The organism is Variovorax paradoxus (assembly GCF_902712855.1).
In the GTDB taxonomy this organism is placed as follows: domain Bacteria; phylum Pseudomonadota; class Gammaproteobacteria; order Burkholderiales; family Burkholderiaceae_C; genus Variovorax; species Variovorax paradoxus_Q.
Genome location: NZ_LR743507.1, coordinates 545,952 through 568,626 on the forward strand (window position 1 = coordinate 545,952; position 22,675 = coordinate 568,626).

Here is a 22,675-nt window from a genome sequence, read left to right on the forward strand (position 1 = left end):
CCACGCATGGCGACGCTTTCCTATCCCCTCGTGTGCTGGCAACTCGACGACGACGCCGTCTGCGGCATCCTGCTCGGCACCGACTACCAGGTGATCGAGCGCAGCGCGCGCCGCGTGAAGGCGGCGCTCGCCGAAACCCTGCAGCGCGAACGCGAGCGCGACGGCTACGTTCCCGAGCCCGACATCGACGACGCGCGGCTCAAGCTGGTGCACGTGTCGGTGAGCCTCGCGCACCGCACCGAGCGCGGCAACTTCCCCGAGCCCCGCGCCACCGATTTCCACGTGGCTGCCGTGTTCGGCCAGAACGAGGAAGACGGCTACGCCAAGTGCTACCTGCCGTGGCTGGACCAGAGCTTCTACTACTACGACGACGCGCAGCTGCCGGTGCTGATCGAGCACTACACCCGCGAATGCCTCGACGGCCTGTCGCCCGAGACGGCGCAGCGCTATCTCATGCCCTCGGTGCCGTGGCTCGACCAGATCGACGTGCGGCGCGACGACCGCGCCACCGGCCGGCAGCAGGTGCCGCGCCACCTGCGCGAAACCTACGAGGCGCTTTCGGCGGTGGCCGACCGGCTCCCCGAGGTCGGCGCGCGGCGCGGCCTTCATGTCTTTCCCGAGGTGGCGTGGGAGCAGGGCGCGCTGGTCGACGAGATCGCCGCCCGGCTGGCGCGCGGCGGCAACCTCCTGCTGGTGGGCGAGCCCGGCGTGGGCAAGAGCGTGGCGATCCTGGAGGCGATCCGCAAGGCGCACCGGCTCACCGCCGGCCGCGATGCGCCGCCGACCTTCTGGCGCAGCCATGCCGAGCGCCTGATCGGCCGCGCCAAGTACCTCGGCGAATGGCAGGCGCTGTGCGACCGGACCGTCGAATGGCTCGACATGGCCGACGGCCTGCTGTGGGTCACCGACTTCGTCAACCTGCTGCAGGTCGGCGGGCAGAGCCCCGAAGAGTCCATGGCCGCGTACCTGCTGCCGGCGTTGCGCCGCGGCACGCTGCGGCTGGTGGGCGAGGCCAATCCGAGCGAGCTGGAAACCGCGCGCCAGCGGCTGCCCGGCTTCATCGACTGCTTCGAGACGCTGCAACTGCCCGAGATGGACAGCCTGCGCGCGCGCCGCGTGCTGGAGCTGTTCGCGGGGCACGCGCAGGGCGCGCTGTCGGTCGAGATCGAGCGCCCGGCGCTGGACACCGGCTACCGGCTGCTGCAGCGCTACGTGCGCTACGAACGCTTTCCGGGCAAGGCGGTGCGCTTCTTCGGCGACTGCGTGCGCGAGGCGATGGCGGCGCAGTCGGGCGTGGTGACCGAGACCGCGGTCATCGTGCACTTCGCGAAAAGCACGGGACTGCCCGAGACCTTCCTGCGCGACGACCAGCCGCTGGACGACGCGCAGGTGCACGGCTTCTTCGCGCAGAAGCTGTTCGGGCAGGACGAGGCCGTCGGCCACCTGAAGGACGTGGTCTACCTGTTCAAGGCCGGCCTGAACGACCCGGCCAAGCCGATCGCCACGCTGCTGTTCGCGGGGCCGACCGGCGTGGGCAAGACCGCCGCGGCGAAGGCGCTGGCGCAGTACTTCTTCGGGGCGGGCAGGAACGGGAACGGTGCCACCGGGGCGGCGGCCGATCCGCTGTTCCGCATCGACATGAGCGAGTTCCAGCACGCTTTCCAGGTCGCGCGGCTGATCGGCACCGGCGCACGCCCCGGCAAGCTGGTGGAACACGTGCGGCAGCAGCCGTTCTCGGTGGTGCTGCTCGACGAGATCGAGAAAGCCGACCCGTCGGTGTTCGACCTGCTGCTGACGGTGCTCGACGAGGGCCGGCTGCGCGACAGCCGCGGGCGCATGACGGACTTCCGCAGCACGGTGATCGTCATGACCACCAACCTCGGCGTGCGCCACGGCGCCTCACCGGGCTTCGGCCAGGACGCCGGCCACGCCGGCGGCGGCAGCACCATTCACGACATCCGGCAGTTCTTCCGGCCGGAGTTCTTCAACCGCATCGACCGCGTGGTGCCCTTTGCGCCGCTCACGCGCGAGGCGATCGAGGCGATCGCATTGCAGGAGCTGGATGCGATCGCCCGGCGCGAGGGGCTGGTGCGCCGCGGCGTGCGGCTGGCGTTCTCGCCCGCGCTCGTCGCTTTCGTGGCGGACAAGGGCTTCAGCCCGGCCTACGGCGCGCGGCCGCTGCAGCGCGCCGTCGAGCAGCTGGTGGTGGCCGCGGTGGCACGCGCGATGTTCGGCGAGGTGCCGGACGGCACGCTGCTCAAGGTCGACATCGCGGACGCGGCCGTGGTGGTGCGGCCCGTCTCCGGCTGAAGAGCCGCCGTTACAGGCTGGCCGCGACGTTCATGTCGCGCGGCAACCGCAGCTTGGTGGCCTGCGATCCTTCCGGGCACGGGCCGTCGGAGTAGGCGGCTTCGCCGCCCGGCGTGAAGCACTTGGTCACCTCGACGACCGCCGGTGCGGCCGCCCTGGCGTGCACCACGGCGGGCGGTGACAGCGTCTCGGCAGCAACGGCGGCGACCGCGGCTGCAGGCACCTGCATGGCGGGCGCGATCGGCTCGAAACGCGGCATGTCGGGCGCCACCGGCGTCTGGCGAGCGGCCGCCACGGCTTGGTCGAACTGCATCGCGGCGTGCGCCGCGCTTTCCCGCACTAGCCCCTGGAGCGTCACGTAGAACATGAACATCGCCAGCAGTGCGACCGCCAGGCACAGCGGCCAGTAGCGCCGGTCGGGTGTTGCCGCGGCGGCGCGCACGGCGCGGCTCCTCAGCGGCGCGGCCATGCCCAGCCTCCGGACTGCAATGCGCCTGCCAGCTTCGCAACGCCGCCGGTGCCGCTGGCCGCGCGCCCGATCAGCGCCCCGCCGGCCGCGCCCACGGCGATGCGCGCCAGGAACGACCGGCTGCGGCCCGCCGCGAGCAGCAGCAGGATGCCCGCGCCGAGCACCATGAGGTGCTCGCCGGGGTAGTCGGCGCGCGCAGCGTCGACTTTCTTGAATTCGTTGATCGTCGATTCGAGGGTCATGGCCAGGCTCCTTGATTGCGTTGGTTCATTCATAGTCCGCGCCGCCATGCACCTCTGTAGGCGCGCACCATGCCCGCCGCCGGAAAGCATCCCGAAAAAGCCGCAGACCACGGCGCATCAGGGTTTATGTGAAGGTTGTGAGGAAAAGTAGCCGGGACGCGCGTCACACGGACGTCATCAGCTATGAAAACAATAGCATTCAACGCCGCTCTGCAGATCGTTCCTCGTAAACGCTATATCTAGCCCGACTCTTGCTAAGCAAAATCCCCGACGGATTTCACGTCACGCAAGTTCGAGGACACCACAGCAATGAACCCTTCGCGTCTCCGGCGGCCATTGGCCGCGCTGGTTTTGAGCGGCACAGCAGCTTTCCTCGGGGCCTTCGGCTCGGCCCATGCGTTCTCGAACCCGCCCATCCAGGTGGCACAAGGCATCGAATACATGTGCGGCGGCGCCGCGCGCGACGAGGCCGCCTTCATGGAAATGGTCTCGCCCCGCTGGGCAGCCACCATCGCGCTCGGCGTGAGCGACGGGAAGGGCGCGCAGCAAGGCGGCTTCCCGGCGCAGGCAGCGGTGGAAATCCGCCAGCGGTACACCGGCCAGCTGGTGATGGACGTGCAGACCCGGTCGCCCTACATGCTCGCGCGCCTGAACCCCGGCGCCTATGACGTGAACGTGACGCTCGGCGGCCTCACGCTGACGCAGTCGCTGGTGGTGATCGCGGGCGTGCCGGCGCGCGCCTCGTTCGTGTGGCCGTCGAACTTCGACATGGCCTCGGTGACACCGCCGCTGGCGCAGACGCTGGCGCAGAGCTCGGCCACCGCGCGCTGAGCCTTCCCGGCCGCGGCGGGGCCGGTCAGCCTTTCCTAAGCCACGCGCCGCACAGTGGCAACGTGGCTCTTCGCCACGACGAACAGGAAAGGACCCAGACCATGACTCCCCGTTTTTCATCGCGCAGGCCGGATGCAGCGAGCATGCGGCCCCTGGCGGCCGCGCTGTTGTGCGGCGCCGTCCTGCTTGGCGCGTTCTCGTCGGCGCAGGCGGCGGTGAATCCGCCGATCTACATGTCGCACGGCATCGAGTACATGAGCGGCGGCATCGGCAGCGACGAGGCCCAGCTGATGGAGACGGTCTCGCCGCGCTGGCCCGCCACCCTCGAATTCGCGGTCAAGGACAGCAAGGGCGCCGACTTCGCGGCGAACGTGCACGTCACGGTGCGCGACGGCAGCGGCACCGCGCTGATCGACAACGTGACGTCGGGCGGCCCGTTCATGGTCGCCCGCCTCGACCCGGGCACCTACGAGGTGGAAGCGCGCCTGGGCAACCAGGTGCTCAAGCAGCCGCTGCACGTGCTGCAGGGCGCCCCGGCCAAGGCGACTTTCGTCTGGCCGGCAGGCACCGACATGGCCTCGGCCGGCACGCGCGCGGTGCAGTAACGACCGCGGGACTGCGAATGCCGGTGCAGCCGGGCACCGGCGTTGCACGCGCAAACGTTTGGCCGGCGTAAACTCGAGGTGCCTCCTTGAGCTGCAACGCCCGCTATCCGGGCGCGCTGCGCTATAGAAAAAATAGCGACGCCAACGCCTTGCCGTGCCTTGAATGCACGGCACGCGCCTTGCAGATGGCGTATCCCGGGCAGTGCCCGAACCCATTGCCCCGATGCCGATCCGTCCCTTGAGCGCCCTGACCGCGCTGTTGCACGTCTACATCGCGCTGCGCCTCGTGCCAGCGCTGGCCGTGCTCACGCCCGCCTGGCCGCTGGCGCTGGTTGCGCTGGCAGTGTCGGCGTTCACCATTCCGCTGCCGTTCCTCTCGCGCCGCGACGGCGCCTCGCCGGGCACCGCACTGAAATGGATCGGCCTGATCAGCATGGGCTGGTTTTCGTCGATGTTCGTGCTGACGCTGGTGCGCGATGCCGCCCTGGGCCTGACCTGGCTGGCCGGCGTCGCCGGTGGCGTGCAGGTGCAGTGGGCGGCACTGAAACCCTGGAGCGCGCTGGCGGTGCTTGCAATGGCCACCGCCACCTCGGCCATCGGCTTCCTGAATGCGCGCCGCACCGCCAGCGTGAAACGCGTCGAGGTGCCGATCCGCGGGCTGCCGCAGGCACTCGAGGGTTTCACGATCGCACAGCTCAGCGACATCCACGTCGGGCCGACCATCCGCAACACGTACATCCAGCGCATCGTCGACGCGGTCAACCGCCTGGGCGCGGACGCCATCGCGATCACCGGCGACCTCGTCGACGGCACCGTGGCCGAACTGCGCGAGCACATCGCGCCGCTGGCCGGGCTGCGCGCGCGGCATGGCACCTTCGTGGTCACCGGCAACCACGAGTACTACGCGGGCGCGCACGCCTGGATCGACGAGCTGCGCCGGCTCGGCCTGAAGGTGCTGCTCAACGAGCACGTGGTGCTGCAGACGCGCAACGTGCGCGGCGCGCAGACCGACGAGGAGCTGTTCGAGAGCGCGCTGGTGCTGGCGGGCGTGACCGACTTCACCGCGGGCCATTTCGACGCCGCCCACGCCAGCGATCCGCACCTGGCGCTGTACGACGCCCCGCCGCTGGTGCACACGCGCGTGCTGCTGGCGCACCAGCCGCGCAGCGCGCCGGTGGCGGCCGCTGCAGGCTACCAGCTGCAGCTGTCGGGCCACACGCACGGCGGCCAGTTCTTTCCGTGGAACCTGTTCGTGCCGATGCAGCAGCCTTTCACGGCGGGACTGCATCGCCTGCACGACATGTGGATCTACGTGAGCCGGGGCACGGGCTACTGGGGGCCGCCGAAGCGCTTCGGTGCGCCATCGGAAATCACGCTGCTGACGCTGGTTCCGGCGCGGGACTGACGCGCGTCCCGCTTTCCCGCTTTCCCGCTTTCCTGCTTCCCGCCGGAAGTTCAGGCGCCGCGGTCGGCCAGCCGGCGCGCGTTCGACGTGGCGGCCGCCCGGATCGGCTCGAGGCCGTCGTTCGCGATGCGCGCCGCGATGTCGGGCAACCGGCTCGCCGCATCCACGGTGCCCGCCGCCGACTGCACCAGGGCATCGCTGTGCGCGGCCGCCTGCGCGGGCGTCACGCTGCCGGCCAGGGAAAAGAACGCGCTGGTGCTCTGCAGCCATTGCTGCAGCACGCGGTTGGCCAGCGAGAGATGGCTGCTTTGCCACTGCCTGGCCATCGCCAGGCCGGATTCGCTGGCGGCGGCGAGCTTTTCCTGGCCCATCAGCTGGAATTCCGCGAGATCGTCGGCGCTGGGCGCAAGCCCGGCGCGGGCGATGCGCTCCGTGCGCATGCGGATCACCGAGCCAGAGGACAGCAGCATTTCCTGGGTCTTGAGGGCCAGCTCGAACCACTGCGCGAGTGGGCCGGCCTGGGCGAGGGTGGGGGCAGGGAACAGCATGTGAGGCAGTGGTTGTCGTGAACGAAGTCGGCCCACTATAGGCGCCTATGAGCGGGATTGCTGCGCTGCAACAACTCCGACCCTGCATTCCTGTTGAAGAAGTCCTACCGCCCGATGTGGAAATTACGTGCGTTGCCGATGCGTCACACCTCTGAAATTGATCATGTCTCCTGTTTCCACACCTTGCATTCAAAAACCACCTTATGACAAAAAGAATCAATGTGTCCAAGGTCCTGCGCGCCGCCGCCGTGACGGCCGGCCTGGTCGTGTTGGGCCAGGCCGCCTGCGCCTTCGAAGACAACGCCCGCGGCGTCTACTTCGATGCCGGCCACGCGGCGCATGGCGAAATGGGCAGCACCAACTCCGGCACTGTCGGCATGATCTTTCCCTGGTGGCCCGGCAAGCCGGTGCAGCAGGGAGCGCTCACAGGCTACTGGGACGTCTTCATCAGCAACTGGCACGCGCCCGCGCTCGGCGACGGTCCGCGCAACTACGCGCAGATCGGCGCGCTCTACACCTGGCGGTACCGCTTCGGCCAGGGCAGTTCGCCGTGGTACGCCGAAGGCGGCATCGGCGGCAGCGTGATGGACCACATCTACCAGACGCCCGACCGCAGCTTCAGCACCGCATTCCAGTTCACCGAAGTGCTGGGCATCGGCCGCAGCTTCGGCGACAACGGCGCGCACGAACTGTCGCTGCGGGTGCAGCATTTCTCGAACGCCGGCATCAAGAAGCCGAACCCGGGCGAGACTTTCCTGAAGGTCCGCTACACGTACAGGTTCTGAGCGTCAGCGCGCGGTCCGGGTGCGCAGCCGCCTGGCGCGCGCCTCGGTGAACAGGTAGCCGAGCGTGGCCACCACCAGCGGCAGCAGGTAATAGAGGCCTCGGTACGCCAGCAGCGCGCCGAGCAGCTGCGCCTCCGGCACCTCGTGACCGAGCAGCGCGACGAACACCGCCTCGAGCACGCCGAGCCCCGCCGGCACGTGCGTGATGACACCGGCCACGGCGGCCACCAGCAGCACGGCGAGCACGTGCACGTAGTCGACCCGGCCCTGCAGCAGGAACCAGATCACGCCGCCGATCAGCGACCAGTTGGCGCACGACATCGCCAGCTGCAGCATCGCCATCGACAGGCTGGGCGTGCTGAACGAATGCCCGCGCACGCGCCATGTGCGCCCGCTTGCCGAGGCGCACAGCACCACGTAGGCGAGCGCCGCGCACATCAGCACCGCGCCGAGCACGCGCAGGCCTTCGTTGCCGATCTTCCAGGTCGGCGGCAGTGCCAGCGGCCAGAAGCAGAAGGCCGCACCGGCCACCACCAGGTAGCCGAGCCAGTTGGTCAGCATGCTGAAGCCCAGCACGCGCGTGATGACCTGGTTGCCCAGCCCCAGCCGCGAATAGAGCCGGTAGCGGAACGCGACGCCGCCGACCAGCGAACCGAGGTTCAGGTTGAAGGCATAGCTGATGAAGGTCACGCCCATCACCGTGCCGGTGCCAAGGCGGTGCCGCGTGACGTGGCGCCCCAGAAGGTCGTAGGTGCTGTAGAGCGCAAAGCTGCAGGCCACCAGCACGCCGGCCGCCAGCAGGGTAGACGCGGGCAGCGCGACGATCGCGTCGAGCACTTCGTCCCAGTCGATGGTGCGCGCCTGGCGCACCAGCAGCCATGCGATGAGCGCGAAGAAGCCCCAGACCAGCCCGCGCTTCGCCCATGGCCACAAGGTGTGGCGGGCATGACGGGAGAGAACCGTCGCGCTCATGGCAGGTGGCTCAGGCGGCTTCCGTCTGGGTCGCGCCGCCGGTCGGGTTGCTCACGCCGGTGTCGCGCCGGTTCGCGAGCTCGGTCGCTTCGGCCGGCGTCAGGCGCGGCACGTGCTTCGGCAGCCGCCCGAGCAGCGCGGGATACCAGCGCATCGCGTGGAACACGAAGAAGCTGCGCACCAGGCGCCAGCCGCTCCATTCGCTCGCGAGATCGGCCGGCTCGACCTGCTTGCAGCTATGGCGCATCAGGTGGTCCATGCGCTCCCACAGCACCTGGTTGAAGGCAGCGTCGCGCACGACGACGTTGGCTTCGAGGTTGAGCGACAGGCTCAGCGGGTCGAGGTTGCTCGAGCCCACGGTGCTCCACTTGTCGTCCATCAGCGCGACCTTGCCGTGCAGCGGCCGCTCGCAGTACTCGTAGATTCGCACGCCCGCATGCAGCAGATGGTGGTAGAGCATGCTGGCGGCCGTCTTCACGATCGGCATGTCGGGCTCGCCCTGCAATATCAGCCGCACGTCCACGCCGCGGCGCGCCGCGCGGCGCAGTTCCTTGATGAGCCGGTAGCCCGGGAAGAAGTAGGCATTGGCGATCACGATGCGCTCCTTCGCCGAGCGGATCGCCGCGCGGTAGTGGCGCTCGATGTCGTTGGTGTGGCGGCGGTTGTCGCGCGTGACGAACAACGCCTCGACATCGCCTTCATGGCTCTGCGCCACGGGCGGCGTGAGCCGCAGCCGCCGCCGGAACCAGCCGGCGCCCTTGCCGCCGAGCGCGATCGCGCGCAGCACGAACTGGTGGATCTCGCCCACGATCGGCCCGCGCAGCTCCACTGCGTAGTCCTGCTTCGCCTTCGGACCGAAGTCGAGCAGGTGGTCGGCCGAGTAGTTGATGCCGCCGACGAACGCGCGCTCACCGTCGATCACCACGATCTTGCGGTGCATGCGGCGGAACACGTTGAGCCGTTGGCCCATGAAGCGCGCGCCGGGGTCGAACACGCGCACCTTCACGCCCACCGAAGTGAGGCTCTCGATGAACTGGCGCGACAGGTCGGGCGAGCCGAAGCCGTCGATCATCAGGTCGACCTTCACGCCGCGCTGCGCGGCCTCGCGCATGGCCTCGTGCAGCTGCAGGCCGACCTTGTCCTCGAACAGGATGAAGGTCTCGACGATAGCTTCGCGTTTCGCGTTGCGGATGGCGTCGAACACGCGCGGGAAGAACTGCTCGCCGTTCTCCAGCAGTTCGATGCGGTTCCCGCCGACCCAGTGGTTGTTGTTCATGAGGCTCGCTGCTCAGAGATCGATGTTGGCCACCAGCGGCGCATGGTCGGACAGGTGCGACCACGGGCGCCGCGGCAGCACCACCGGCGCATGCACGCCGGCATTGCGCACGTAGATGCGGTCGAGCGACAGCATCGGAAAGCGGGCCGGAAAGGTCCGGGCCGCGCGGCCGGTGGCGTGCACGAAGACCTCGCGCAGCGCGGCGCCTTTCTCGAGGATGTCGTGCGCGCGACCGCGCCAGTCGTTGAAGTCGCCCGCCACGATGAGCGGCGCGTCGGCCGGCACCTCGTCGCGCACGATGTGGCACAGCAGCTCCAGCTGCTGCTGGCGGTGCGCCTCGGCCAGGCCGAGGTGCGCGCAGATCGCGTGCACGTCGACCGTGCGCCCCGGCAGCCGCAGCACGCAATGCAGCAGGCCGCGCTTCTCCGGTCCGCTCACCGACACGTCGTGGTTGCGGAAATGCACGATCGGGAATTTCGACAGAACCGCGTTGCCGTGGTGGCCCTTCGGATACACCGCGTTGCGCCCGTAGGCGAACTGCGGCCACATGGTGTCGGCCAGGAATTCGTAGTGCGGCGCCTCGGGCCAGTTGTCGACGCGGCGCGAGTGGCGCGAATGGGTTCCCAGCACTTCCTGCAGGAACACCACGTCCGCGCCCACGGTGCGTACCGCGTCGCGAAGCTCCGGCAGAATGAACTTGCGGTTGAGCGCAGTGAAGCCCTTGTGGGTGTTCACCGTCATGACCTTCAATGAGGTCGTCTCGGGCAGTTCGGTTGCGGCAGGATTGGGCGAGGAAGACATCGTTGTGCGGGTTGTACGTTGCCGGGCAGCTGCCGACTGTAGGAACGCGCCACCTTCTTCCGCCGCCCTGCAGCCCCCTTCAGGCCGTGGCGGCGGACTCCTACAGGCAGGCCTGCCGCACCCCCACACGGCGGCGAAAAAGGGGCTCCTACGGTGGTTTCAGGGCTCGGACAAGACGGCCCACATTTCTTTCCCGTTCTTCCCATCCACCGATCACGAGATCACGAGACAAGCCACAAGGAGTACGAGTCATGAAGAAGCAAGCCACTTTCCACGCCGCCGTTCTTGCCGCATTGCTGGGCACGGCCGGCCTCGCCACCGCGCAGACCACCTCGGTTCCGGCACAGCCCGACCCCGCGGTCGGCGGCCAGGCCAGCACGATGACGCCCGCGGGTGTGGCCAATCCGACGCAGCGGCCCGACAACTCGATGCCCAACTCGCGCGAAGCCGTGAAGGCCGAGGCCCGCGCCCACAACCGCAGCAACGCCACCAACATGGTGCCCAAGGGCGAAGCCACGACCACCGTGAACCACCAGCCCAACGCGATGCCCCAACCCACGGGCGAGATGTCGCGCGCCGAAGTGAGCCAGACCGGCCGCAAGGTGAAGCCGCAGTTCGGCCAGAAGGGCGAACGTCCGGAAGTGGTGACGAACCCGACGGACAAGACCGGCACTCCGAAGTAACCGGTAGCCAGTGACCCGCTGCCCGCCGCATCGTCGCGCGGCGGGTCTCCAATGAAAAAACCCCCGCAGTGCTTTCGCGCTGCGGGGGCTTTTCACGGCTGCCCGGCCGGGCGGGCGGGATCAGCTCTTGGCGGGTGCGGCCGGCGCGCCGCGGTGGCCGTCGGGACCGCCGTGCTCGCCATGGCCACGGTGACCGCGCGGGCCGCCGAAGTGTGCCGTCTCGGTGTCGAAGGTCTTCTGCTGGTCAGGCGTCAGCGTGGCGTAGAAGGTCTTCGTGGCGTCGGCGCGCTTGGCGAACATGGCGCTGCGCTCGACCTGGCGGGCCTGCATGCGTTCCAGGCGCTGCGGCGTGGTCAGCTTGGCGAACTCGGCGCGGTCCATGCGGGGACGCGGGCCGGCGGGCGGCTGCGTCGCGCTGGTGAAGGTCGACCATGCGCCTTCCTGGCCGGCGTTCAGCTTGAGCTTGTCCTTCAGCGCGGCCATGCGCTTGGCGCGGTGTTCCTGCATGCGCTCCATGCGCTTGGCGGGGTCCATCCGCTTGTGCTGCGCCTTGGGCGCGGCGGCGTTGTCGGCCTGGGCCACCGCGGCGGTGGGAGCGGCTGCGGTAGGAGCGGCCGGCGCTTGAGCGAAAGCGCCCGAGGAGGCGAGGGCGGCCGAACCGAGCAGGCTGGCCCAGACGATGCGTTGGCGAAGAGAGATCATGAGAAGTGCTTCCTTTCGAAGACTGCCGCCGATGGGCAGCAGGTGAGACGAAGTGTGGAAGACCTCTGTAACGCGCCCGTTAGCCCGGCGTGAGCTTGCGTAAAGATTGATGAACCGCAAAAAGCCCGGCTGTGCGCAGCGCTACTTCGCCCGCGGCCGCTTGAGCCCGCGGTCGGGCGACTGCAGCTTGCCCGCGCGCAGTTCGCCCACGGCACGGGCCACCGCGCGCGCGACGTTGCGCACTTCCTCCTGCACGTCGGCGTCCTCGTCGAGGTCGTCGTGGCTCGTGGCATAGGGCTCGTAGTAGCCGATGTATCGGTCCAGCCGCGACTGCATGCCGGCGTCGACGAGACCCATCCAGTCGAGCCAGTCGCAGAGGTTGCGCCGCAGGCTCTCGATGCCGGCCACGTCGCCGTGCACCACCACGCCGTAGGCGCGGCCGTCGAGGTGCTTGGGATAGCCCCAGCCCTCGAGCTCGATCGCCTTGGCCTCCTCCGGCTTCTTGCCGTGCGTGCTGCTCGGATCGGGATTGCCGCCGTCCGCGCACACCAGCCGGTCGATCATCAGCTTCAGCGGGCTCGTGGCCTGGTACCAGTGGGTGGGCGTGAGCAGGATCACGCCGTGCGCGGCCACCCAGCGCTCGTAGATCTCGTTCATCCAGTCGCCGGTCTGGCGCAGCGAATGGTTGGGGTAGCAGCTGCAGGGCCAGTGGCACAGCGGCATCGCGGTGGACACGCAGCCCTTGCACGGATGGATCTGCCGCCCGTACTCCGATGTGACCAGGCTCAGGTCGAGCAGGTCGGTCTCGATGCCGCTGCCCTCGAGCACCTCGCGCGCGAGACCGGCCAGGCGCCAGGTCTTGGAGACTTCGCCCGGGCAGGTGCCGTCGTTGCGCGGCGAGCCGTTGACCAGCAGCACGCGCGATCGCGTCTGCGGATCGCCCCACGCTGCCTGCGCCGCATCGATGCGTGCCTTGGCTTCGAGCCAGTCGACCGACAGGTCGTAGTCGGGGTCGGCATAGCCGGGGCCGGCCTTCCGGGTGACCGGTGCCTTGCGGCCGTCCTGGTAGGCCTCCCACGCCACGACCTCGATGCGCGCGAGCGCCTCGGCCTCGGCCTTGAAGGCCGGGTCCTGGAACGGCTGCATGAAGCGTTCGTGGAACTCGGCGCGCTGCAGCGTGTCTGGCGCCTGTCCTTTTCGGATCGTGGAGGGCATGGCTGCAATCTAAGGCAGCCGATGCGGCCGCCCGCATGCGGGCCGGATGCCGTCTTGGGGTAGGCGGGCAACTACACCCACTCAGTGGGGGAAGTGGGCAACTGCACCCACTCCGTGGGGCAGGTGGGCAACTGCACCCACTCCGTGGGGCAGGTGGGCAACTGCACCCACTCCGTGAGGCAGGTGGGCAACTGCACCCACTCCGTGGGGCAGGTGGGCAACCGCCCCCGCTCAGCGCAGCTTGCCGTTCTGGAAGTCGTGCACCGCCTGCTTCACCTGCTCCTGCGTGTTCATCACGAAGGGGCCGTACTGCGCGATGGGCTCGTGCAGCGGCTTGCCGGCGATGAGCAGCGCACGCGCCGGGCTGTGGTTGGTCGCGCCCGCGCGCAGCACCACGCCGTCGCTGCCGGCCTCGTTGGCCAGGATGGCCATGCGGCGCGTCGGAATCTCGCTGCCCGCGATCCATACCGACTCGCGGAACACGTAGACCAGCACGTTGCGGTCGTCCGGCAGCGGCTGCGCGAACTCCGCCCCCGGCGGCAGCGTGATGTCGAGGTACAGCGGCTCGGTGTGCTCGCGCTGCACCGCACCCTCGATGCCGTGGCTCGCACCGGCGATCACGCGCACGTGGACGCCGTCGACGGTGGTGAATTCGGGGATCTCCCCGCTCTGGATGTCGCGATACCAGGGCTCGCGCATCTTGTCCTTCGCGGGCAGGTTGAGCCACAGCTGGAAGCCTTCCATCAGGCCTTCCTCCTGCTCGGGCAATTCGCTGTGCACGAGGCCGCGGCCCGCGGTCATCCACTGCACGCCGCCGTTCTGCAGCAGGCCCTCGTGGCCGGCGCTGTCGCGGTGGCGCATGCGCCCGGCGATCATGTAAGTGACGGTCTCGAAGCCGCGGTGCGGATGGTTGGGAAAACCGCCGATGTAGTCGCCCGGGTTGTCGCTGCCGAAGGCATCGAGCATCAGGTAGGGGTCGAGCCGCTTCTGCAGCGGCTGCTGCAGCACGCGGGTGAGCTTGACGCCGTCTCCGTCGCTGGTGGAGACACCGGCCACGATGTGGTCGATGCCGCGCGGCGTGGCGACGGGATCGGTGGGGTGGTTGGCGTGGTGGTTGGCGTGGGTCATGCGGCCATGGTGGCACCGATCCGGCCCTGGCGCCACCCATGCGCCCATCGCCACATGGTCAGCCGCCCGCCTGGAATTTCGCGCGCATGTGGTCGGGATACCACTGCGTGAAGCGGATGGCGCCCACGATGGCCACCACCGTCACGGCAATGCCCACCCACAACGGCAGCGTGGGCCAGCACCATCAGCGCGAAGGCCACGGCCCAGGCGGCGGTGATGACGTCGTTCACGCGCCGGAAGCCCGGCTGCGTCCATACTTCGGGCGGCGTGCGCTCCTTGGCGTACTGCAGCGTGAAAGGCTGCCGGACGGCCATGGTGAACAGCACCACCAGCAGCAGGCCCGCATCGACCCGCAGCCGCACGCCCAGCAGCGACCACTCGGTGTGCGTGGCCAGCGCATACAGCGCGAGTCCGCCGAACAGCAGCGCGGAGCCGATCTCGAGCACCTTGACCTTGCGCCCCGGCGTGAGTCCGTCGCGCGCCAGGATCACCACCGACACCAGCGCGGCGGCCAGCAGTGCGGGCACCACGCCGAGCAGGCGGTCGCCCAGCGCGAAGACGATGAAGGGCGCGAACGCCAGCAGCATGCTCATGGCCGGGCTCCCTGCAGGCTGCCAGCGCCGCCGTGAGCGAACCAGTTGCCGTGGAAGCCCACCGGCACGCGGTGCGGCAGCGAGGCGGTGCACACCGGGCCGGCGGCCAGTGCACGCGCGTCGAACACGACGAGGTCGCTGGTGTCTGTGGCGCCGCGCCACACGGTGGCCAGCAGCCAGCCGTCGCCTTCTTCCGCATCGGCCGAGCGCGGCACGAACACGCCCTCGGACACCACGTCGGGCGCGGGGAACAGGTACATGTCGCGGTGCGGCGTGGCGTGGTCGACGTGCACGAGCCCCGCGTACAGGCGCGGCGGCTCGCCCGGCTGCGCAATGCCGCGGCACACGTACCAGCCGTGGCGGTACGGCAGGCCCGCAAAACGCTCGTCGATGCGCGGGAACTCGCCCGGAATCTCCTCCAGCTGCGTCTGCATGAACTCGCGCGAGGGGTTCGACAGGTCGAACTGCCAACGCACCAGCCGGCTCGCGGCCGGCTTGTCGCTCACGGGCGAACCGTCGGGACGGGGAAAGAGCGGCGGCGTGGGGAACTGCACCACGTCGGCGAACAGGCTGCCGTCGGCTTCCCATGCGTTCATGACGTGGAACACGTAGCAGGCCGGGCCCGTCCACCAGACGATGTCGCGCGTGCTGCCGTCGCGCGGCATCAGGCCGACACGGGTGCCGAACTCGGGCTCCCACGCGTAGGGCGGCCGGCCGCTCTGCGCGCGTTCCATGCTGGCGGTGAGCGGCATGATGGGAAACATCACGTGCCGCTCGGTCACCATGAAGTCGTGGACCATGCTGGCGTAGGGCGCCTCGAAGCGCTCGAACCGCGTGACGCGGCCCTCGGGCGACATCACGCCGAAGCTCATGCCGTTCGACAGCGGCGCCGGCGTGCCGTAGCCGAAGAACAGCAGCTCGCCGGTCTTCGGATCGGTCTTGGGGTGCGCGGTGAAGGCGCCCTGCAGGCCACCCGTGAAGTCGTTGGGGCCGAGCGTGTCGAGCGCGGGCAGCGCCACTTCCACCGGCAGGTGCGCCTCCTCGAGCGCCAGCATGTGGCCGGCATGGCGGATGACGTTGGTGTTGGCCGAGCCGTCGTCGCGCTGCTGCCCGTCCGGGGGCGCTTCCTGGAAGCCGCCGGGCAGGTCCTTGCCTTTTGCGGCCGCCTGCCAGCGCTGGGTGCGCACCCAGCGGTTGCGATAGCGAATCTCGGCGCCGTTCTTGCCGTCGTCGATGCTGAACGCATGCAGCATGCCGTCGCCCGCGAACCAGTGTTCCTTCGGGTCGGGCATCACCGGGTTCGGGCCGTTGCGCACCAGCGTGCCGCGCAGGCCGTCGGGAATCGCGCCCTTCAGCGGCAGCGGGCCGACCTCGGTCTCGAAGTCGATCGGCGCCATGTTGGGAGGCGGGGCGTTGCGGGGAAGGGCATCGTTCATCGGGGCTCCTGAAAGGTCGGTGAAGGCGTCTCGGATCTGCTCTCGGATATCTTTCCACTGGAAATATCTTCAAGTCGGCAACCGAAGTCAAGGAATTTTTCCAGTGGTAAGATTTTTCGGCGCCTTTGTTTCGGCGCCTTCGCCTTCCGCCTGCTTCACGAATGACCACCGACGACACCCCGACCAAGCGCTACCACCACGGTTCGCTGCCCGAAGCCCTGCTCGCCGCCGCCGAGACCGTGCTGCTGCGCGACGGCATCCCGGGCCTGGGCCTGCGGGCCATTGCGCGCGAAGCGGGCGTGTCTCACACGGCGCCCAAGCACCATTTCGGCGATGCGACCGGGCTGGTGAGCGAACTGGCGGCGGTCGGCTACCGGCGCCTGAGCGACGCCATGCGGGACGCAGCGGCCGCGCGTGCCGACATGCGCGAGCGGCGCAACGCCATCGCCCATGCCTACGTGCACTTCGCCTACGACAACCCGGCCATGTTCGGCTTGATGTTCCGCGACGAGATCATCGACATGAAGCGCCCGGTGCTGAACACGGCCGCGCGCGAGGCGATGCGGGTGATGGCGGCGGTCATCGGCGCGAAGAATGAGCCGCCCGAAGCCGCCGCGGAGCCGACCCCCGTCTCGCTGAGCGCCGCCGAGGCCATGCGCATCACTGCCGCCTGGGGCTATGTGCACGGACTGGCGACACTGCTGATCGACCAGCGGCTGCGCGGCATCATCAACGTGACGCCTGAATTCGACGACCCGATCGAGCTCGTCGACAGGGCGCTGGACGACGTGCGCTTCGGCTTCGAGGCGGGCGAACCGCACGGCTGAGCCGGTCGCTGCCTTTTTCAGTGCGCGCCGGCCTTGCCCGGGACGGGCCCCGCTCAGTCAGGCCACTGTTGGCGCTGCCAGTAGCTGTAGGTCCATTGCGTCTCGAAGCCCGCACGGCGGTACAGCGCAAGCGCCGACGGGTTGTGCGCATCGACCTGCAGGAACACGCGCTCCACGCCGCGCGCCAGCGCCGCCTGGGCGAAGCCCGCCAGCACCCGTCCCGCGAGGCCGCGGCCTCGCTGCGCCTTGTCGGTGCGCATGCCGTGCACGCTGGCCCAGCCGTGGCCGAAGGCCATCGCGCCGGCCGCCACCGTGCGGCCGTCCTCGCGCACGCTGGCAAAGAGCGAGCCCTTGGCTCGCGACAGCATGCGCACGCGGTGCGCGCCGTCCACCGGATCGAAGCCCTCGCCGAGAAACAGCGCCGCCCAGGCATCGTCGGGCGCGCGGTCGATGTCGGCCAGCGGCGCATCCGACGTTGCCACCTCGCGCATCCGAAGGGCCGAGCCGGCCTGCACGCAGGTCGGGCTGTCGCCGACGTAGTGCCGGCGCGCCAGTTCCGCGCGCAGTTCCTCGAAGCAGGGCGCGTCGGCCAGGCGCAGGGCGGGCACGGCCTGCCGGCTGTCGTAGCGGTCTTCGATGCGGTCGAGCGTGGCCGGCTCGACCGCACTGCGGTGCAACGGCACGGCCGACTTCGCGCGCTTCACGGTGCCGCTGGAAAAAGGCAGGAGCCAGCCGTCGATTTCCTCGGTGACCTCGGGCGAGACCGCCGCGACGGTGGCGCGTTCGATGGCTTCAATGTCGGCGACGGTCAGCGTTGCGGTGTTCATGCGGTTCTCACGGTGTGGCCTCGGGTGCCGTGAACTTCGCCGCGGCCACGCCCTTGAGCAGCGCCTCGCGCTGGTTCCGGCTGATGCCGCGGATGCCCTCGGCCACCCACTTGATGCGGTCGGCGTCGATCTGGCCGTCGCGCCGCCATTGTTCGAGCACGGCCTGCGGCTTGTGCAGCATGGCCGCCATCCACACGGCCTGCGCCGGCTCCAGCGTGCGCGCGCTGCGCTTGAAGTAGCGGCGCGCCGCGGCCTCGGCGCCGCAGAGGTTGCCGCCCCACGGTGCGTTGTCCAGGTACAGCTGCAGGATGCGGGCCTTGCCCAGCGTCTGCTCCATCTCGACCGCGTAGAGCAGCTCGCGCAGCTTGCGTTCGGCGGTGCGGTCGCTGCCCGTCACCAGCAGCTTCGCCAGCTGCTGCGTGAGCGTGCTGCCGCCGCGCCGGATCTGGCCGGGCTTCTGGTTGTTGTCGATGGACGCGAGGATCTCGGTCAGGTCGTAGCCGTTGTGGGTGAAGAAGCGCTGGTCTTCCGCTGCGATGACGGCACGCGCCAGCCAGCTGTCGTTGCCCAGCTTCGCCGAGGGACCGCAGCTGGTGCGCGCATCGAGCATGGCCTCGGTGCCCAGGCCTTCCACGGTGAACTGGCTGATCGTGGGCAGCACCGAGAAGGTGGCCTCGGGCAGCGCGAGCTGGCCGCGCAGCGCCAGCGTGCCGCCGATGCGCGCGCGCTGCAGCTCGGGCAGCGAGGGCACCAGCACTGCGTACCAGCGGGCGATGGGCGCGTCCTGCACGCTGGCGTTGAGCTGCAGGCTCTTCGGTGCGAGCTTGCCGTCCCAATGGCCTTGCAGCGGCGTGGTGTCGGTGCTCGACGGCATGGCCTCGAAGGTGCCGTTGAGCGTGTTGCCGTCGCGCTTCACGGTGGCGACGAGGCGTTCGACCCTGATCGGCTGGGTGCCCAGCGCCGGCACGTCGACGCTGCATGGCGCGCACTGCATCTCGAGCAGCTCGCCGGCCGGCTTCCAGCCGAAGCGCATCGTGCCGAAGCGGGTGTCGAGCGAGCGCCCGTCCAGGTACGGCGCGAACCATGGCGATGTCGCCACGCGCACCGCCGTCGGCACCCCGATCTCGAAATTCAGCGGCCCCGCCTTCACCGAGGTGCTCCATTCGCCGGCGGCCGGCGCGAGCGCCAGCTTGACTATCAGAAAGATAGCTGCACACGCTGTAACGACAAGGGCCAGCAGGCCAAGGAGCACGAATCGCAGGGTCTTCTTCACAGGCACGTTTCTCAGATCGTCATATCGGTTTGGCCACTGTGACCGCTTGCCACGGGCCATGCGACTGGCCGCTGGCCGCCGCCCAGTACCAGGCTGAAGTGTCAGTGAAAGCGGTGCCCCGGGCATCGACGATCCGCTCGCAGACGCGGATTTTTTGCGCGCCGTGCCGTTGCGCAACAAAACAGCGCCACATCCGCTCCTGCGCATCGCGTTCGAGCCGCGCCTGTTCGATCCGGTAGCCGAGCGCGCGGTAGCAGTCCGCAGCCGGATGCAGCATGCGCGTGGGCTGCGCCACGGCGCGCATCACCAGGGTCTGCGTGCCGTCGGTCATGCGGCCGATGGCGCCCGGGAAGCGGTCGGCAAAACGCTGTTCGACGTCGCTCAGCGCCAGCGGACGCAGCGCAACGCCGTCCCATTCGCTCGGCCATTCCTGCGACGCGACCGCGGCAGCGGCCTCGGCCGGCCCGCGCACCGCCGCCGCGGCCGACCACAGCAGGCACAGCACCATCGCCAGCGCGAAAGCGGTCTTGTGGCCGATGCGGTTGATGAAGTGGTTGGCGAACCAGCGTTCAAAGAACGGTGTCGACATGGCGGGCTCCTTGGGTCGTGATCAGGCCCGGAATGGGCAGTTCGGCGGGTTCGGGCGCGGGGCGCGCGGGCACCATCAGGCGGGCGACAGCGCCGCACACCACGGCCAGCACCACCAGGCCCAGCGCGTTGTGCGCCCACGGCGCGAGCGGATGGCCGGCGCCCTCGAAGGCGATCAGCAGGCTGTTGCGCGCGATGTTGCCGGCCAGCACCAGCAAGCCGACCATCGGCAGGCGGCGCAGGAAGCCGCGGTCGGAACGGCCAGCCCACAGCGCCACCGCGCAGGCGGTGAAGTAGCCGAGCCAGACCATCTGCACGCCCGAGCAGGGTGCGTCCACGATCACCAGGCGGCCATCGATCATGAGCGTGGCGCCTTCGCGCGCCACCTCGAAGCCCGGCGCCAGCAGCCAGCGGCTGACTTCGGCCGTCACCACGCGCAGCGGATAGCCGGCGTAGAACTGCAGCGACGACAGCAGCGGCAGCGCGAGCACCGCAAGCCCCGCCACCGGCAGCGCCGCCACGCGCCTCGGCAGGAACGCCAGCAGGCCGCAAGCCAGCGCCAGCACGGCCACCAGCCCGGCCGCGAGCGGCGGCAGTGCCGGCACGCCACCGACCCCGGTGCGCAGCACCGTCGCGAGCACGGTGCCCGCGCCGGCCAGCGCGAGCCAGCCCAGGCGCGGCGAGGCGCGCAGTTCGCGACGCCGGTTCCAGGCCAGCGCCGCGAGCGCGACCAACGCCAGCAGGCCCATCGGATCGTCGGAGCCGTCGCGCATGCGCTGCAGCATCCAGGCCCAGGTGGGCACCAGCGCGGCGAACTGCAGTGCGAGCCAGCCGGCGGCGGGCGTGCGGTCGATGTGGATGCCCCAGTCCACGATGCGCGGATGACGGTGGGCGAGTGTTGCCAGAGACATTCGTTGTTCCTCTTGTGTTCTTGCCGGCTGCGCTTCATTCGGCCTGCCGCGGACGGCACGAAGTGCGGGCAGCCTGGGTGATCTCATGCCGTGAACCGGCGTGCGTCGTTGCGGCGCGCGCGGCGGCGCAGCATGGCCAGCATCGACAGCACCACGGCGATGGCGCCGAGCGATTCGGGTTCGGGCGTGCTCGGCACTTCGGTGCCCATCGTCGGCACGGCAAGCTCGCTCACGCCCTGCGGCAGGGGCAGCGGCTGGCTCACCTGCGCGCTGTCCTGCGGCGCCACGTTGCGCACCACCTTGTCGACGGCAATGAAGCTCGTGTATTGCGTGAGCAGGCTGTACTTCAGGCCGAGCTCGGTGATGCGGTCCTTGAAGGCGGTGCCGCCTTCCAGCGTTTCCTGGTCGCTCAGGCTCTGGATGCGGTGGCGCGCCCACAGCGTGCGCAGCGCGGCAGTGTCCTGCCGGGTGCGGCTGTCGATGCGCACTTCCTCGCGGTACGGGCCGCCGGCGCCCTGGCCTTCGATGATCACCCGGCCCCGGGGCTCGCCGCGCCACTTGCCGAACACGATCACCGGGCGTTCGCCCAGCACGTCGGGCAGCGCCTGCGGCTCGACGTCGTACACGTCGAGGCCGCCGAAGGTGGCCTTCACGCTGGTGAGCACCGGCGACTCGACCATGCGGCGGAAGCGTGCCGCCTGCTCGGGCGCCTGCACCGGGTCGGTGATGATGAAGGGTTCGCCCATGCCGGCGCGCGCAATGCCCTCCATCAGGCTGCGGTTGACGGAAGAGCCGATGCCGAAGGCGAACACGTTGGCTTTCGACAGGTTGTTGCGTACCAGCTCGAAGGCTTCTTTCTCCACCGTCACGTAGCCGTCGGTCACCACCACCACGGTGCGCGACACGTTCGCTTCCTTCGGTTCGGCGTACACGCGCCTGAGCGCCGGAATCAGCTCGGTGCTGCCGCTGCCGCTGTAGTTCTGGATGGTGGCGAGCGCCTGATCGATGTTGGCGCGGGTGGCGGGCACCGACTTCGGCGACAGCATCCTGCTGCTGCCCGAGAACAGCAGCACGTTGAAGGTGTCGCTCGGGCGCAGCCCGCCGATGAGGCGCTGCAGCACCGTCTTGGCGGTGTCGAGCGGAAAGCCGTGCATCGAGCCCGAGATGTCGACCACGAAGATGTAGTCGCGCGGCGAGATCGCGCTGGCGGCCACCGCCTTGGGCGGCTCCACCATCGCGAGGAAGAAGTTCTCGGCGTTTTCGCCCTGGCCCTTGTAGAGCATCAGCCCCGATTCGATCTTCTCGCCCGCGAGGCGGTAGTCGAGCACGAAGTCGCGGTTGTCGGCGGGCCGGCCGTCCGCCGCGAGCACGATGTCGGCGTGCTGGTCCTCGTCGCTCTTCTTCACGTCGATGGCGTGCGTGGCCGAGCGGATTTCCTTCAGGCCCATCGGCGTGTCGATGGTGGCCTTGAGCCTGAAGCCGGTGGCTGGCGCGCTGCCCGCGGGCAGCGTGGGCTGCGCCACCCACTGGGCGTTGGCGTTCTCCGACTGCGGCGAGTTGTAGCGCGGGCCGACCACGGTCGGGAACACGAACTGGTAGTTGCCCGACTGCGGCACCAGCAGCTCGGTGTAGCGCAGCTCCACCTTCACGTCGTCGCCGGGCAGGATGTTGGCGACGTTCATCTGGAACACGTTGGGCAGGTGCTGCTCGAGCAGCGCGGCGGTCTTGCCTTCCTTCTTGGCCGCGTCGTACTCGATCTGCGCCTGCTGCTTCTCGCGGATCTGCGCGGTGATGAGCCGGTCGGCCAGCCGCACGTTGAGGCCGCTCACCGCCGCCTTGGTCGAGCCGGGAAACACGTACTTCGCCTCGATGGCGCGCTGGCCTTCGTTGCGGTAGGTCTGCGTGACCGTCACGTCGGCGATCACGCCAGAAATCTTCACCGACACCTCGGTGCCTTTCAGCGGCAGGCGGTCGACCGAAGGGTCGTCGCTCTTCACGAAGAAGTACGGGCTCTCGGTCTTCAGGCGCGGGCCGGCGGCCGCTTCCTGCGCCTGCACCGGGCGCACGCCCATGGCGATGAAGCCTGCCGCGGCCAGGCTCACGGTGGCGAGCCAGAGCCAGCGGCCGGGACGTGGGGTGGTGTGGGCATTCATGGCGGTGTCCTTGTCCGTGCGAACTTGCACAGCCGCAACTTTCGCCAGCGCAGGAGAAGGAAATTGGAAGGCTCCTTGAAGCCGAAATGCGCGCG

General features: G+C 69.4%; 23 protein-coding genes. 7 read left to right on the forward strand and 16 right to left on the reverse strand.

All coding sequences use genetic code 11. The annotated features are described in order from the left end of the window. Positions 1-6: 6 nt before the first annotated feature. Complete coding sequence (locus tag AACL56_RS02585; protein ID WP_339088268.1) at positions 7-2,310, forward strand: AAA family ATPase; 2,304 nt, start codon at positions 7-9, stop codon at positions 2,308-2,310. Between the two features lie 10 nt (positions 2,311-2,320). On the opposite strand, the gene AACL56_RS02590 is transcribed toward AACL56_RS02585, so the two are convergent. Both AACL56_RS02590 and AACL56_RS02595 read right to left on the reverse strand, forming a co-directional pair. Next, positions 2,321-2,779, reverse strand: coding sequence for a hypothetical protein (locus AACL56_RS02590; RefSeq protein WP_339088269.1), 459 nt, complete (start codon positions 2,777-2,779; stop codon positions 2,321-2,323). Beyond that, the gene (locus AACL56_RS02595) at positions 2,764-3,021 is read right to left on the reverse strand and encodes a hypothetical protein (protein WP_339088270.1); all 258 of its coding nucleotides are present in this window, start codon (positions 3,019-3,021) and stop codon (positions 2,764-2,766) included. The genes AACL56_RS02590 and AACL56_RS02595 overlap by 16 nt, the downstream gene beginning before the upstream one ends. A 309-nt stretch (positions 3,022-3,330) precedes the next feature. Between AACL56_RS02595 and AACL56_RS02600 the strand changes: the two genes are divergently transcribed. From AACL56_RS02600 to AACL56_RS02610, 3 genes are all read left to right on the forward strand, one after another. Then, on the forward strand, positions 3,331-3,852 hold the full coding sequence (locus AACL56_RS02600) for a hypothetical protein (protein ID WP_339088271.1): 522 nt from the start codon (positions 3,331-3,333) through the stop codon (positions 3,850-3,852). Positions 3,853-3,953: 101 nt separating this feature from the next. Then, positions 3,954-4,457 (forward strand): hypothetical protein, encoded by a 504-nt coding sequence (locus AACL56_RS02605; protein ID WP_339088272.1) that lies wholly within the window; start codon positions 3,954-3,956, stop codon positions 4,455-4,457. A 163-nt stretch (positions 4,458-4,620) separates the two neighbouring features. Further along, positions 4,621-5,862, forward strand: a complete 1,242-nt coding sequence (locus AACL56_RS02610; RefSeq protein WP_339088273.1) for a metallophosphoesterase — start codon at positions 4,621-4,623, stop codon at positions 5,860-5,862. A gap of 50 nt (positions 5,863-5,912) precedes the next feature. Here AACL56_RS02610 and AACL56_RS02615 read toward each other — a convergent pair whose 3' ends face one another. Continuing rightward, on the reverse strand, positions 5,913-6,410 hold the full coding sequence (locus tag AACL56_RS02615; RefSeq protein WP_339088274.1) for a polyhydroxyalkanoate granule-associated phasin: 498 nt from the start codon (positions 6,408-6,410) through the stop codon (positions 5,913-5,915). Positions 6,411-6,613: 203 nt separating this feature from the next. Here AACL56_RS02615 and AACL56_RS02620 point away from each other — a divergent pair, with 203 nt between their 5' ends. Then, positions 6,614-7,195: an acyloxyacyl hydrolase gene (locus tag AACL56_RS02620; protein WP_339088275.1), complete on the forward strand. Its 582-nt coding sequence runs from the start codon at positions 6,614-6,616 to the stop codon at positions 7,193-7,195. A gap of 3 nt (positions 7,196-7,198) precedes the next feature. Here the strand turns inward: AACL56_RS02620 and AACL56_RS02625 are convergent, their stop codons facing one another. From AACL56_RS02625 to AACL56_RS02635, 3 genes are read right to left on the reverse strand one after another with little or no spacing between them, the layout of a single operon-like run. Further along, on the reverse strand, positions 7,199-8,167 hold the full coding sequence (locus AACL56_RS02625) for a lysylphosphatidylglycerol synthase domain-containing protein (RefSeq protein WP_339088276.1): 969 nt from the start codon (positions 8,165-8,167) through the stop codon (positions 7,199-7,201). Between the two features lie 10 nt (positions 8,168-8,177). After that, positions 8,178-9,443, reverse strand: coding sequence for a cardiolipin synthase ClsB (gene clsB, locus AACL56_RS02630; protein ID WP_339088277.1), 1,266 nt, complete (start codon positions 9,441-9,443; stop codon positions 8,178-8,180). A 12-nt stretch (positions 9,444-9,455) separates the two neighbouring features. After that, a complete protein-coding gene (locus AACL56_RS02635; protein WP_339088278.1) occupies positions 9,456-10,244 on the reverse strand; it encodes an endonuclease/exonuclease/phosphatase family protein in 789 nt (262 codons plus the stop codon). A gap of 251 nt (positions 10,245-10,495) precedes the next feature. On the opposite strand from AACL56_RS02635, the gene AACL56_RS02640 reads away from it, so the two are divergent. Further along, complete coding sequence (locus AACL56_RS02640; RefSeq protein WP_339088279.1) at positions 10,496-10,927, forward strand: serine/threonine protein kinase; 432 nt, start codon at positions 10,496-10,498, stop codon at positions 10,925-10,927. A gap of 120 nt (positions 10,928-11,047) precedes the next feature. On the opposite strand, the gene AACL56_RS02645 is transcribed toward AACL56_RS02640, so the two are convergent. The 5 genes from AACL56_RS02645 to AACL56_RS02665 all read right to left on the reverse strand — a co-directional run bounded on the left by AACL56_RS02645 (position 11,048) and on the right by AACL56_RS02665 (position 16,001). Next, positions 11,048-11,629, reverse strand: a complete 582-nt coding sequence (locus AACL56_RS02645) for a Spy/CpxP family protein refolding chaperone (protein WP_339088280.1) — start codon at positions 11,627-11,629, stop codon at positions 11,048-11,050. Positions 11,630-11,770: 141 nt separating this feature from the next. Continuing rightward, positions 11,771-12,844 (reverse strand): flavodoxin family protein, encoded by a 1,074-nt coding sequence (locus tag AACL56_RS02650; RefSeq protein WP_339088281.1) that lies wholly within the window; start codon positions 12,842-12,844, stop codon positions 11,771-11,773. Positions 12,845-13,075: 231 nt separating this feature from the next. Next, positions 13,076-13,972, reverse strand: a complete 897-nt coding sequence (locus tag AACL56_RS02655; RefSeq protein ID WP_339088282.1) for a pirin family protein — start codon at positions 13,970-13,972, stop codon at positions 13,076-13,078. Beyond that, a complete protein-coding gene (locus AACL56_RS02660; RefSeq protein ID WP_339088283.1) occupies positions 13,969-14,565 on the reverse strand; it encodes a hypothetical protein in 597 nt (198 codons plus the stop codon). Before AACL56_RS02660 ends, AACL56_RS02655 begins: the two co-directional genes overlap by 4 nt. Beyond that, positions 14,562-16,001 carry a carotenoid oxygenase family protein gene (locus AACL56_RS02665; RefSeq protein ID WP_339088284.1) on the reverse strand — a complete coding sequence of 480 codons (1,440 nt, stop codon included), beginning with the start codon at positions 15,999-16,001 and terminating at the stop codon, positions 14,562-14,564. Before AACL56_RS02665 ends, AACL56_RS02660 begins: the two co-directional genes overlap by 4 nt. A gap of 161 nt (positions 16,002-16,162) precedes the next feature. Here AACL56_RS02665 and AACL56_RS02670 point away from each other — a divergent pair, with 161 nt between their 5' ends. Then, a complete protein-coding gene (locus AACL56_RS02670; protein ID WP_339088285.1) occupies positions 16,163-16,828 on the forward strand; it encodes a TetR/AcrR family transcriptional regulator in 666 nt (221 codons plus the stop codon). A 53-nt stretch (positions 16,829-16,881) separates the two neighbouring features. Here the strand turns inward: AACL56_RS02670 and AACL56_RS02675 are convergent, their stop codons facing one another. From AACL56_RS02675 to AACL56_RS02695, 5 genes are all read right to left on the reverse strand, one after another. After that, the gene (locus tag AACL56_RS02675; RefSeq protein ID WP_339088286.1) at positions 16,882-17,655 is read right to left on the reverse strand and encodes a GNAT family N-acetyltransferase; all 774 of its coding nucleotides are present in this window, start codon (positions 17,653-17,655) and stop codon (positions 16,882-16,884) included. Between the two features lie 7 nt (positions 17,656-17,662). After that, a complete protein-coding gene (locus AACL56_RS02680) occupies positions 17,663-18,928 on the reverse strand; it encodes a biosynthetic peptidoglycan transglycosylase (RefSeq protein ID WP_339088287.1) in 1,266 nt (421 codons plus the stop codon). A gap of 19 nt (positions 18,929-18,947) precedes the next feature. After that, positions 18,948-19,517, reverse strand: coding sequence for a hypothetical protein (locus tag AACL56_RS02685; RefSeq protein WP_339088288.1), 570 nt, complete (start codon positions 19,515-19,517; stop codon positions 18,948-18,950). Continuing rightward, positions 19,498-20,427: an exosortase Q gene (gene xrtQ, locus AACL56_RS02690; protein ID WP_339088289.1), complete on the reverse strand. Its 930-nt coding sequence runs from the start codon at positions 20,425-20,427 to the stop codon at positions 19,498-19,500. The genes AACL56_RS02685 and xrtQ overlap by 20 nt, the downstream gene beginning before the upstream one ends. Before the next feature lie 83 nt (positions 20,428-20,510). Beyond that, entirely contained in the window at positions 20,511-22,580 is a 2,070-nt protein-coding gene (locus tag AACL56_RS02695; protein ID WP_339088290.1) for a VIT and vWA domain-containing protein, read from the reverse strand. Between the last annotated feature and the right edge of the window lie 95 nt (positions 22,581-22,675).